This window comes from Niveibacterium umoris, assembly GCF_014197015.1.
GTDB lineage: Bacteria > Pseudomonadota > Gammaproteobacteria > Burkholderiales > Rhodocyclaceae > Niveibacterium > Niveibacterium umoris.
The window spans coordinates 2,398,901-2,411,186 of sequence record NZ_JACIET010000001.1 but is presented as its reverse complement, the minus strand read 5'-3'; the positions used below and the strand labels follow the sequence as shown (position 1 = coordinate 2,411,186).

Genomic DNA, 12,286 nt, shown 5'->3' with positions numbered 1-12,286 from the left:
TCCGCGGCTACTTCAGCGTGACGCGATTGCGCGCGCCAACGCCACCAGTCCGGGTTCGCCTACGCCCAGTCGCAGGCCGGGCGGGAGCGGCTCGAGGTACCAGCAGACGGGGTACGACAGGCTTTGTCCGACGTCCAGTTCTACATACGGCCCGTGGTTCTCCAGCTCGATGTACAGCGCTTCGTCATGACCCCAAAGCTCGACGGCTCCCTGCCCGGGTGCCAGCGAAGCGAAGGGCGTCACGGGAAAGGTCTTGACGAACAGCATGCGCGATTGGCTGGCGACATGGGCCAGCCAGCCTTCGCGGCCCAGCTCGAATAACTTGCGACCTTTTTCCAGCACTGCTGGCGCGAAGGGGTACCAGCAGATGCCGTCCTGTTTGATCGCCGGATGCAGGTCGTTGGGTGGCAGGCCGCGGGCAGACTGGAAGGGGAAGAAACTCAACCCGCCGGGTGTGCGTGTGACTTCCCAGGGGGCAACGTGCATGGGCGTGTTGCCCCGGTTGACGATGCGGTATTCGATCTCGATCCGCCGGGCGGCCGGGTTGGGCCGGAAACGTTTGATGAACTGCAGACCACATGGGTCGTTGCCACTCTCCAGCAGCAGGGTCTCGCCTTCGGTACGGGCGGCATACGGCTGGTTGTCGAGCGCCGCGCGTGGTGGCCAGTTCCATGTCGTCTGAGGCGAGTCCCACAGGGTGGAACCGTAATTCTCCGGATGCACCGATGCAGGGGTCAGTACTTCTTGTCCGCTGCGGGAGAACGACACGATCCGGCCGCCCTTTGCGATGTCGACGCCGAGGGCCAGATCATCAGCGACGAGCCAGCACGGTTCGTCGGCGGCCTGGATGCTTGGGTTTGCGTTACCAGATGGCAGGGGCATCTTTGTTTGTTCAAAGGAGTAGGGGTTAGCGCCTGCATCGCTGGCCGGTTGGGTGCCGATCGATCATGCCGGGCGTGTTTCCGACATCACTCAGAGGGCGAGCAGACAGAAATGAAAGCGCTTTCGTATTGTAGGCATCGTTCCGGTCGGTCGTCATCTCACGATCATCGGGCCTCACCGACGCTTGCAGACCACTCTTTGACGGCATTGTGGCAAAGGATTACTGGATTTGCGTGTGATGCCGCCGTTTCAGCAAGACGGATCATTTGCTAGGAGCTTAATCTCTGGTCTGATGGAAGCGCTTTCATTTTCGAGCTTTTCCTCGCGAGGGCTGCTGGTGGCCAACGCTTGTGTGGCTCGCGACTTCATTTCTGGCAATCAGAGCAAACATGAGTACCTCAAGCGGCAGTTTTGTCACCCTGAACGGTCGGCGTTACTACGAAATTCGCGGCTACGACGAAATGCCGCCCTTCTTCATGACCATGGTGTCGGCGAGCGACCTGTGGCTGTTCATCTCGTCGCATGGCGGCCTCACAGCCGGGCGCAGCGCCCCAGAGCAGGCGCTGTTCCCCTACAACACCTCCGATGTCCTGCACCGCAGCGGCCTGCACACCGGCAGCCGCACCTGGATTCGTGTCGGTGAAGGCGATGCAGCCCGTGAGTGGGAGCCATTCAACCTCGAGCAGCGCGGGCGCTACCGTCTGGAGCGCAGCCTGCTCAAGGACGAGCTGGGCATGCGCATCATGTTCTGCGAGACCAACCACGACCTGGGCCTGCGCTTCAGCTACACCTGGACCAGCGCCGGGGCGTTCGGCATCGTGCGCGAATCCGACCTGTCATCGCTTGGGCAGGCCGTAGATCTGGAACTGGTCGATGGTGTACTGAACCTGCTGCCGGCGGATACCCCGCGTGCGCTGCAAAGCCGCGCGAGCAACCTGATCGACGCCTACAAGTGGAGCGAGCGCGACCCGAGCGGCCTCGCGACGTATTCCTTGTACGCACGCATCAGCGATCGCGCCGAGCCGGCAGAATCCTTGCGTGCCACCGCTGTATATGCGGTGGGTCTTGAAGGGGCCGCGATCTACCTCGCCGCGAGCGACTTCGATGCGCTGCGCAATCGGACCAGCAAAGGGCCGGTGCCGCTGCGCCGCGGTGTGGCTGGGGCCTTCCTGCTGCATACCCGGTTGACGGTGGCGGCGGATGCGTCGCGGCAATGGCGCATTGTTCTTGATTCACCGCTGACCCAGCGTGAGGTCGTCGAACGCTGCGCCGCCTTGCATGCGCCGGTCGCTCTCGCCGCCAAGCTTGACGCCGCACAAGAGGCCGATGAAGCGGCGCTACGTCGGCTTCTGGCTTCATCCGACGCCTTCCAGGCGGTCGCCGACGAGCGGATCGCTTGCCACCATGTCGCGAACACCTTGTTCAATGTGATGCGCGGCGGCGTGTTCGACGACCACTACCGGATCGATCGCGACGATTACCTCCAAAACCTGCGTTTGCGCAATCGCGTGGTCTGGGCGCGGCACGCCGACTGGATGCTCGCCCTGCCTGCGAGCATGACGCTTCCGCAGCTGGCTCAAGCGATCGGTGGGCGTGGCGATCCGCAATTGCGCCGTCTCGCGATGGAGTATCTGCCACTGGTCTTCGGGCGGCGACATGGGGATCCGAGCCGCCCGTGGAACCACTTCACCATTCGTGGGCGCAATGCCGATGGTCGCCTGAGCCGCGCCTACCAGGGCAACTGGCGCGACATCTTCCAGAACTGGGAGGCGCTCCTGCTGTCCTTTCCCGGCTTTGTCACCGGCGTTATCGCCAAGTTCGTCAATGCCTCAACCCTGGACGGCTACAACCCCTACCGGATCTCGGAAGACGGCGTTGACTGGGAGGTCGAGGATCCGGAAGACCCGTGGGCCAATATCGGGTACTGGGGCGATCACCAGCTCATTTACCTGCTGCGCTTGCTCGAACTGTGCGATCGCCACGACCCCGCGGCGCTGCGGGCCTTGCTGACCGACCCGGTCTTCAGTTATGCCAACGTGCCCTACCGGATTGCCGGTTTCGATGCGCTGCTGGCCGACCCGAAGCACACGGTGAGTTTCTCCACCGCTGACGAGGCGCTGATTTCGCAACGGTGCAGTGCGCTTGGGAGCGACGGGCGGCTCGTACTGGACGAGAGCGGCGAGGTCCGTCTGGTCACGCTGGCGGAGAAACTCCTGGTGCCACTGCTCGCGAAACTCGGCAATCTGGTGCCGGGCGGCGGCATCTGGCTCAACACCCAGCGCCCCGAATGGAACGACGCCAACAACGCCCTGGTTGGCGCCGGTCTGTCGATGGTCACGCTCTACCACGCGCGGCGGTATGTCGACTTCCTGATCCGCCTGTTTGAGACGACACCGGGCGCCTTCGTGCTGAGCGCCGAACTTGAGGATTGGCTGCGGGATACACGTGCGGCCTTCGAGCAGTTCGGGCCGGACAGTATGCGCGGCGACGCCGGACGCACCCGCCTGTTCGAGGCCCTTGGTCGTGCCGCCGCGCACTACCGCGAGCGGGTCTATGCGCAGCCGCGGACAGGTGCCTTCCGCATGGTGGCCGGCGCCGACATTCTGCGTAGCCTGAAGGCGGCATGTCCGGTACTCGACGGCTCGATTGCGCAGAACCGGCAGGGCGATGGCCTGTACCACGCCTACAACCTGATGATCTCCGGACAGGACGGTGTTCGGGTAGATCACCTCTATCCGATGCTGGAGGGGCAGGTTGCCGTGCTCTCGTCCGGTGCGCTGACGGCTAGCGAGTCAGCGGACCTGCTCGATGTGCTGTTCGCGTCTGCAATCTATCGCGAAGATCAGCGGAGCTTCATGCTCTACCCGGACAGACAACTCCCCGGTTTTCTGGCCAAGAACCAGGTGCCGGCTGCGCGGGTCGCCCAGATCGCGCTGTTGCGAGCAATGGCGGCCAGGGGGGACGTCTCGATCATCGAGCCGGATCGCACCGGCGCGTTCCGTTTCGCGGCCACGTTCGCCAATGCCGGTGAGCTCGCCCCGGTCCTTGAACGGCGTGGCCGGGAATATGGCGAATACACGCCCGAAACGCATGCACAGACCCTCGCCCTGTATGAAGAGGTATTCCAGCATCACCGCTTCACCGGGCGCTCCGGAACCATGTTCGGCTTCGAGGGCTTGGGCTGCATTTACTGGCACATGGTCTCCAAGCTCCTGCTGGGCGTGCAGGAATGCTTCTTCGCTGCGGTCGAGCGCGGCGAGGCAGGTGCCGTCATCCGACGCCTTGGCGAGCACTACTACCGTGTTCGTGAAGGACTCGGGTTCAACAAGACGCCGGCGGAATACGGCGCCTTCCCGTGCGACCCTTACTCGCACACGCCGGGGCATAGCGGCGCGCAACAGCCGGGGATGACCGGGCAAGTCAAGGAGGAGGTCATCGCGCGTTTCGGCGAACTGGGTGTGCTGGTTCGCGAGGGGCAGATCAGAATCGTTCCGCGACTGCTGATGGCGGCGGAGTTCAACGCGACAGAGCGCAGCTTCAGTTACCTCGACGTGCGTGGTTGCCAGCAGAACCTGCCCCTCGCTGCTGGGGAACTCGCGTTCACGCTTGCGCAGGTGCCGTTCGTGTTCCGCCTTGGCACCCCATCCGCAGGCCCGGTCGAGATCACCGTCGTCGAAGCATCGGGAGCACGGGTGCGCATGGCGGGAGACTCCCTTTCTCGCGAAGCATCCCAGAGCATCTTCTGGCGGCGGGGCGAGGTGGCCAGCGTGGTGTGCACGATCCCCGGCGGGTTGCTCTTTGAGGGCGTTCCGGCGAGCGCTTGACGCGGTTTGCGTGTCTCGGGCGAATGGGCGTGGCGGACGATCACGATCGACGCGACCACCCCGTCACGTTTGACGGCTCAAGCCCAGTCGCCGACGTGCGTAGCCATCCGCTAAAGAACCGCCAAGGGCGCGATGGACGCGGATGCGTAGTTGCTCTGTGAAGCCCGAGGCGTGCCATGGAGATTGCTAGCCGGGCAAAGCAAGCGCTCCGGGCGAATCCGAATCTCGAAACGCTATCGGGCTGCGCTGGTGCAGACCTGCTGCTCTCTGATACAGGTTCGCTCCTCGGTGGAGGTCCTCAAAGATCGAAGTTGGTCGCCACAAACCGGCCATCTTGCACGAACCAAGGCGGATCAATTCGGCAAAGCCCTCAACGACAGGTAATGGCCGAGGCGAGGCGCAAGCGGGTTCAATCGGGCGGCGCAACCCGATCGGCCAGATAGAGCTATGGCGCGGAAGCCCGCACGGATGCTCTGGGACTGTTTGCGCCTTGCCTTTATTGGAACAAACCAATGTCGGCGTGCCCTACCAAAGGCGCAACCGTGCCAATGAAGGTGCAAAAGACGAAAACCAAGAGGGCGGGACGCTATACGAATGGAAATTCCAGCGTCCTTGTCTGGTGCATGAAGATGCACCAGACAGGGGCCAGTTGATCATCGTCATGAGCGGCAAAGGAATCGGGTCATAGACTGCGCACCAATGCAGTGATTTCTAATGTTGTTTCTGGTGGTCAATCATGCCCTTTGGTGCAGCTGCTTTCTTCTATCGTCAAATGGTTCATCGTACGGATGAACGTCCCGCTGATCAGGCGCCCGCTTTTTCTTCTGAAGCCTGGACGGACTCGGAGCCGGAAACCGTCGTTCTGCAGAGTCGGCGCGATTTTGCTGACGCTGACGAAGCGTTTGACGCGACTGGCTACGCTTGATCGAGTAGCAGTTACTCGGGCGTGACCCGGGGCAATTCGATCGTGATGCAGGTGCCCTTGCCCGGATCGCTGGCAAGGGCGATATCGCCGCCCAGCGCGCCAGTTACGATGTTGTAGACCGCGTGCAGGCCGAGGCCGCTGCCGCCTTGTCCGAGTGCGGTGGTGAAGAACGGATCGAAGACGCGTTCGAGGTTTTCTTCCGAAATGCCGACGCCGTCGTCGCGAATCTGGATTGTCAGGCGGAGTGCGTCTGCATCCGCGTTTATCTGGATGGTGCCGGGCCTGTCTTGCGCGAATGCATGCTGGTAGCAGTTTGCAAGGCAGTGCAGCAACATCTTCTCCCACAGCGCGGGATAACTGTCCACGATGATCGGGCCGGCTGCGCGAACCTCGGTGTGAACGTCATTCCGCTCTGCGCGGATTCGCGCCAGCACCGCGACATCCCGCAGCAAATCCTCTGCGTCGAAGCTGCGACGCTCCGCCTGCTGACGGTCTGCCGCGGTGTCACGGAATCGCACCACGAGATTGGCCGCGCGCTCGAGGTTCCCGACCAGTTGCCGTGCGCTTTGCGCCGCGGTGTCCAGGTATTCGGCGAGTTGCGAGCGTTTGATGCCGTGCTCGAGTCCGCTGCGCAGGCGCACGGTGCGGTCTTCCAGCGCAGACGCAATCACCGTGGCGTTGCCGATAGGGGTGTTGAGTTCGTGGGCAACGCCGACGACCACCTTGCCTAGCCCGGCGAGTTTCTCGGTGCGGATCAGTCGCTGGCGCGTGTGATTCAGCGTTTCCACGGTTTCCTGCAGCAGGCTGTTGCGTTCGGCGAGTTCTTGTGTGCGCCGCTCGACGCGTTGTTCCAGGGTCTCGTTCAGTTCGCGGACTTCGCGCTGTGACGCCTCGAGCGCCGTGATGCGGTCGCCCACTGCGGTGGCCATCGTGTTGAAGGCGGCGGCAAGTTCCGCGTATTCATCGTGGCCGCGGACGCCGACTCGACGTTCGAAGTGACCATCAGCAATCCCTTGCGCGGCGCGCACGAGGCTGCCAAGCCGGCGTGAGAGCCGGAAACCGGTGAGCCAGAAAAAAACCGACGCGAGGAGGAAGCTGATGGCAAGAATCAGGGCGCCGTCATGCAGCAATCCGTTAACCAGGCGCCTGAAGCCGCCGAGGCTGAGTCCGTATTGCAATGTCCCGATTTCGTTCGCCGGCAGCAACAGCGGCTGACGGACATGCAGGATCCCTAGTTTGACCGCGCGACGCACGTCGCCCGATGCTTCCGGTAGCGCGCCGGGCGGCGTATTGCCTGCGCCAATGATGCGATCGCCGCTTGGGCCAAGCACCACAAGGTAGGTGAGTCCCGCCCCCTCGTCGCCTTCTGCGAGGAGCTCCCGCAAATAGTCCTGCAGCAGGTCGAGGCGGCCTTCGCCCGCGTAGGGAGCGATGGTCAGGTTGATCAGGCGTGACATCTGCGCGGTTTGCTGGCGCAAGTCGCGATCGAGTGCTGCCTGGATCAGCCGTGTGGAGTTGACCGCCAGTGCGGTCGCGAAGGCCAGCAGGATTCCAAGGCAAGCCAGCGTCAGCCGCACACCCGACGAGCGCCACCAGCGCACCCGGCGAGGTGCTGTGTGTTGGCGAGACGAGGGATCTTCCGGGGATACACCCATCGGGAATCCTGATCAGGGAACAAGCTGGCTTTGAGGCAGTGTGTTCCCTGACTACGGTCGCGCGGGCGGATTCTTGAGGCGCGCAAATCAAGCGCGCCGCGTCGTGGCGATTATTTCGAACGCGCCGGCTTGTTCTTCTCGGCCTGAGCGATGGCTTCTTCCAGCTTCGGGAGCGGCAGGAAGCCGCCGACGCGCGAGCCGTCCGCGAGGAACATCGTTGGCGTACCGTTGATGCGGAGCTTGCGGCCCAGCGCAACATTCTTGTCGATCGGCGTCGAACACTCCGCGCCTTTGGCGAGTTTTCCGTCGATCATCCAGTCGCGCCAGGTCACTGCGCGATCCTTGGCACACCAGATCGCCTTCGATTTTTCGGTCGAGTCCGGCGAGAGGATGGGGTAGAGGAAGGTGTAGATCGTCACATCCTTGAGCTGCTGGGCTTCGCTGACGAATTTCTTGCAGTAGCCGCAGTTCGGATCTTCAAACGTCACCAGCGTGCGCTTGCCGTTACCGCGCACCGTCTTGATCGCCTGGTCGAGCGGCAGATCGCCGATGTTGACCTTGTTGAGCGCGGCCTGGCGTTCGGATGTGACGTTCACCTTGCGTTTCAGGTCAATCAACTGGCCGTCGAGGATGAACGAGCCCTGATCGTCGGTGTAGACCAGCTCGCCGGAATCCATGACCACCTCGTAAAGGCCGCCGTAATTGGTGCGGGTGATCGACAGCACCGCCTCCTGTCCAACGAATTCGGCGACCGCCTTGCGGATCTCAGCTTCGCCCGCGTACGCGGTCGAGCAGAAGGCGGCGGCGAGGGCCACGGCCGAGAGGGCAAACTTCATCAAAGACTCCAGTGGTTAGATCAGGCCTGCGGCATAGCGCACCAGTGCGCTGCGTACCAAGGGGATGTGATCGGTCAGTTGCATGCCTCGATTGCGCAAGGCAACGAGCAAGGGGTTACGGGGGCGGAAGAGCCGGTTCAATGCGTGCGTCACACCCTGCATCAGTCGGACTTCCTCGTTTCGCGCCCGGGCATAGCGACGCAGCGTTACAAGCTCTCCGCAATCGCGATGCGAGGGCAGCGCACACAGCAGGTCGGCAAGCACGCGCGCATCCTGGAAACCCAGGTTGATGCCATGGCCCGAAAGCGGGTGAATGGCGTGCGCCGCGTCGCCGATCAGCGCGACCCGCGGCGCCACCACCTGCGGCACTTGCATCAGCCTGAGCGGGAATCCTGCGGGCGGTGTCAGCAGGGTCAGCTTGCCGAGGCGGTGCTTGCCGGCAGCAGCCACCTTTTCGCAGAACGCTTCGCCGGGCATCGCAAGAAGATCGCGCGCGTGCGCCTCCGGCGTTGACCACACGATCGAAATTCGGTTCTCGGGCAGCGGCAGCCACGCGAGGATTCCATCGTCCCGAAACCATTGGAATGCCGTATCGCGGTGCGGCAACTCGCAGCCGAAGTTCGCCACCACCCCGAGTTCGCCATAGGCCGTCGTGTGCACCGCAAGCTGTGCCGCCGCGCGCACCCAGGAATCGGCGCCATCGGCGGCGACGATGAGTCGTGCGCGGATCTGCCTGCCGTCTTCGAGCGTCACGGTTGCGGCATCTGCTTCGATACTCAGCGCGGCCGGCCGGGCCGGGCACAGCAGGGTCAGGTTCGGCTGGCGACGCAGGGTCTCCCACAACTCGCAGGCGAGCGGGGAGGCTTCGAGGATCCACGCCAGCGCGTCCAGGCCGGCGTCGTAGGCCGAGAAACCCAGTTCGCCGCCGTCATCGCCAAACACCTGCATCTGCTCGACACGACCGATCCGGTCGTGGTCCAGATGGGGCCAGGCACGGATGCGGTTGAGGAATTCGACGTTGGTCGGGCTGACCGCATAAACGCGGGCATCCCAGCCCTCCGGGCGTCGCGGCGCGCGGGTTTCGAGCATGCCGATGCGCAGCGGACTGGCGGCGAGTGCGCAGGCGAGGCTGCCCCCGGCGAGGCCGGCGCCAACGATCAGTATGTCCAGTTCCATGCGTGCGACCAGCGGAATGTGTGCAAAGCTCGCCATTCTGCCCGAGCCTGAGAAGTGTCGAAAGCTCGGCTGGATTTGAGACAAACAGCAAAATCGGTCGGGTGGCTCCGGCCCTTCCCATCCTAGAATCTGATGGTGCGCCTTATGGGCGCCAAAACGTCTTTTATGAGGGGTGATCAAGCATGAGAAGTGAGCTCAAGCGTCGGATTCTGGTTTCCTGCCTCGCGCTCAGCGGCTTTGCCGCGTGGCCCGCGTTTGCGCAGACCACGCCGGAACTCAAGGCGCTCGAAGAGCAGTTGGCGAAGCAAAAGGCCAAGAATGCGCCGGCCGCCGCAGCCCCGGTCACCCCAGCTCCAGCTGCGCCAGCGCCCGCGCCGGCAGCGGCGAAGCCCGCGACCGGCATCCCGGTGCCGCCGACCGTCCCAGGTTTCTCGGATGTCGGGCCGGTGCCGTTTGCGCCGGTCGACAGTGGCCTGGCCCCGGACTGGTACAAGCGCGGTGTCTTCACCGAGATCCTGGTGCGCGCCTACCAGGACAGCAACGGAGACGGCATCGGCGACATCAAGGGCCTCACGCAACGCCTCGATTACCTGCAATCGCTTGGCATTCATGGCATCTGGCTGATGCCGGTGTTCCAGAGCAGCGACCACGACCACGGTTACGCGGTCGAGAACTACCGCCAGATCGAGCCTGACTACGGCACCCTGGCCGACTTCGACGAGCTGATCGCCGAAGCACATAAACGTGGCATCGGCATCATCGTCGACTATGTGATGAACCACAGCTCCGCAGACCACAAGCTCTTCGACAGCGCCGGCAAGCGCAAGTCGCCGTATCGCGACTGGTATGTGTGGGCCGACAAGCATCCGGAAGGTTGGACCACCTTCTCCGGCGATCCGTGGCGCGAGATGGGCGATTCCTGGTATTACGCCGCCTTCGACGCCGGCATGCCGGACTTCAACCTGCGCAAGCCTGACGTCGTCGACTTCCACATGAACAACCTGCGCTTCTGGCTTAATCGCGGGGTGGATGGCTTCCGCTTCGATGCGGTCGGCGTGCTGTTCGAGAACAGTTCCATTGCCTGGGACAACCAGCCGGAAAATCATGTGCTGATGAACGATGTGCGCAAGCTGCTCGACCAGTACGGCAAGCGCTACATGGTGTGCGAGGCGCCCAGCGATCCGGTGCCCTTCGCGCAAGCGACATCCTGCGGCAGCGCGTTCGCTTTCGGCCTGCAGAAGCACATCGTGCATAGCGTGAAGATGGGCCGCGTGATGCCGGATCTGCTCTACACGCTGCAGACCTTCCCGGTCGCGCGCATGGGAACGATCCTGTCCAACCACGACTGGTTTGCCGGCGCGCGGCCGTGGCGCCAGTTCAATGGCGACGTCAAGAGCTACAAGATGGCGGCGGCGACGCTACTGACCTTGCCTGGCATGCCCTTCATCTACTATGGCGAAGAAATCGGGCTGGGTCTCTCGGAGCAGAGCTACCACGACGACCAGAAGATCCGCGGCCCGATGGCCTGGGATGGCGACAAGCCGCTGGGCGGCTTCACCGATTCGGATTCGGCCTTCCGCGCGGTTGTGCAGAACTGGAAGACCAACAACGTCGCTGCCGAGCAGAAGGATCCGAATTCGCTGCTGAACTGGTATCGCGCGATGATCGGCCTGCGCAACAGCGAGCCGGCGCTCTCGATCGGCAGCTTCAAGCCGATCTCGGGGCAGGATGAGCAGATCTTCGCTTTCGAGCGCGAGTACGAAGGCACCAAGTTGCTGGTGCTGATGAATTACGCCTACCGGGAAGGCAAGCTGGATCTGCCGGCCGATTTCAAGCCGGAGCAATGGCAGCCGCTTTTCCCGCTCGACGGCAAGCTCGACGTGCAGCCGAAGAAGGTCAAGAAAGGCGAAAAGCCGGGGCTGGAGTTGCACATGGGCACGCAGCAGGTGCTCGTGCTCAAGGCGATCAAGTAGTCATCTTCGCTCTCGGCCCGTGCGGCCGAACCCCGGTGCAAGCGCCCTGCTTCGGCAGGGCGTTTGCTTTGCCGGACGCGCTAAAGACAGCGCGATGAAGCACCCGGCTCGCAAGGCGGCAAGCGCGCAAGGGTGTCATCGATAGCTTGAAGGAAGGCGCGGGTCTTTGCGGGTGTCAGGCGCCTGCTTGGCATCACCGTCCAGGCGGTGATCGGCGGCGGCGCCCATTCGGGGAGTACGCGTACCAACTCGCCCCGCGCCACATGACCGGCAACGAATTGCTGGGAGAGCAACGCAATGCCGGCGCCCTTGACGGCCAGACCGATCAGCAGCCCCATCGAGTTGGCGGCGATCTGGCCGGGCGGCTCGCCCTCCCAGCGCTCGGCGCCGCGCTCCAGCGTCCAACGGGCGGCGTCGCCGCTCTGCATCAACAGGCGGACGGCCTGATGCTGCGCGAGGGCTGACGGATTATCCGGGGTGCCCATGCGTGCGATGTAGGCCGGGGCCGCGAAGAGTGCCGGCCGAACATCGATGACGCGGCGCGCCACCAGCGTTGCGTCGCTCGGCAAGTCGCCCATACGGATCGCGAGGTCGAAGTTCTCGCCGATCAGATCAACCCGCCGGGGTGAAAGATCAAGATCCAGCGCGATGGCCGGAAAGCGCGCCGCGAACGCAACCAGCGTTTCGTCGAGCAGCAGGGCGGCGAAATCGGCCGGCATCGATACTCGCAGTCGCCCGCTCGGCTCGCTCTGTCGATGCTCCGCCATGGCGCCGGCCGCGTCGACTTCCTCGGCTAGACGGCGTGCATGGTCGAGCAAGTCCATGCCGAAATCGGTCAGAGCGAGGCGGCGCGTCGTGCGCGTCAGCACGCGTTCGCCGAGCAGCGTTTCGAGCGCTGAAATCCGCCGCGACACCGTTGATTTCGGCAAGCCGACGCGTTCGGCGGCACGGCTGAAACTGCCACATTCGGCGACGCGCGCGAACAGCAGGAGGTCATTGGCGTCTGGGAGCATCA

The 12,286-nt window shown here is 63.6% G+C and carries 7 protein-coding genes; 2 read left to right on the top strand and 5 right to left on the bottom strand.

The window, feature by feature from the left end:
- Positions 1 to 12: 12 nt before the first annotated feature.
- A complete protein-coding gene (locus tag GGR36_RS10865; protein WP_183634611.1) occupies positions 13 to 882 on the bottom strand; it encodes a hypothetical protein in 870 nt (289 codons plus the stop codon).
- A 389-nt stretch (positions 883 to 1,271) separates the two neighbouring features.
- Between GGR36_RS10865 and GGR36_RS10860 the strand changes: the two genes are divergently transcribed.
- Positions 1,272 to 4,706 carry a hypothetical protein gene (locus GGR36_RS10860; protein ID WP_183634610.1) on the top strand — a complete coding sequence of 1,145 codons (3,435 nt, stop codon included), beginning with the start codon at positions 1,272 to 1,274 and terminating at the stop codon, positions 4,704 to 4,706.
- A gap of 936 nt (positions 4,707 to 5,642) precedes the next feature.
- Here the strand turns inward: GGR36_RS10860 and GGR36_RS10855 are convergent.
- The 3 genes from GGR36_RS10855 to GGR36_RS10845 form a co-directional block, all read right to left on the bottom strand.
- On the bottom strand, positions 5,643 to 7,286 hold the full coding sequence (locus tag GGR36_RS10855) for a sensor histidine kinase (RefSeq protein WP_183634609.1): 1,644 nt from the start codon (positions 7,284 to 7,286) through the stop codon (positions 5,643 to 5,645).
- Positions 7,287 to 7,396: 110 nt separating this feature from the next.
- Positions 7,397 to 8,122 carry a DsbC family protein gene (locus GGR36_RS10850; RefSeq protein WP_183634608.1) on the bottom strand — a complete coding sequence of 242 codons (726 nt, stop codon included), beginning with the start codon at positions 8,120 to 8,122 and terminating at the stop codon, positions 7,397 to 7,399.
- A 15-nt stretch (positions 8,123 to 8,137) separates the two neighbouring features.
- Entirely contained in the window at positions 8,138 to 9,298 is a 1,161-nt protein-coding gene (locus tag GGR36_RS10845; RefSeq protein ID WP_183634980.1) for a UbiH/UbiF family hydroxylase, read from the bottom strand.
- 182 nt (positions 9,299 to 9,480) lie between these two features.
- Here GGR36_RS10845 and GGR36_RS10840 point away from each other — a divergent pair, with 182 nt between their 5' ends.
- Positions 9,481 to 11,271 carry an alpha-amylase family glycosyl hydrolase gene (locus tag GGR36_RS10840; RefSeq protein WP_183634607.1) on the top strand — a complete coding sequence of 597 codons (1,791 nt, stop codon included), beginning with the start codon at positions 9,481 to 9,483 and terminating at the stop codon, positions 11,269 to 11,271.
- Between the two features lie 80 nt (positions 11,272 to 11,351).
- On the opposite strand, the gene GGR36_RS10835 is transcribed toward GGR36_RS10840, so the two are convergent.
- Entirely contained in the window at positions 11,352 to 12,284 is a 933-nt protein-coding gene (locus GGR36_RS10835) for a LysR family transcriptional regulator (protein ID WP_183634606.1), read from the bottom strand.
- Positions 12,285 to 12,286: the final 2 nt, after the last annotated feature.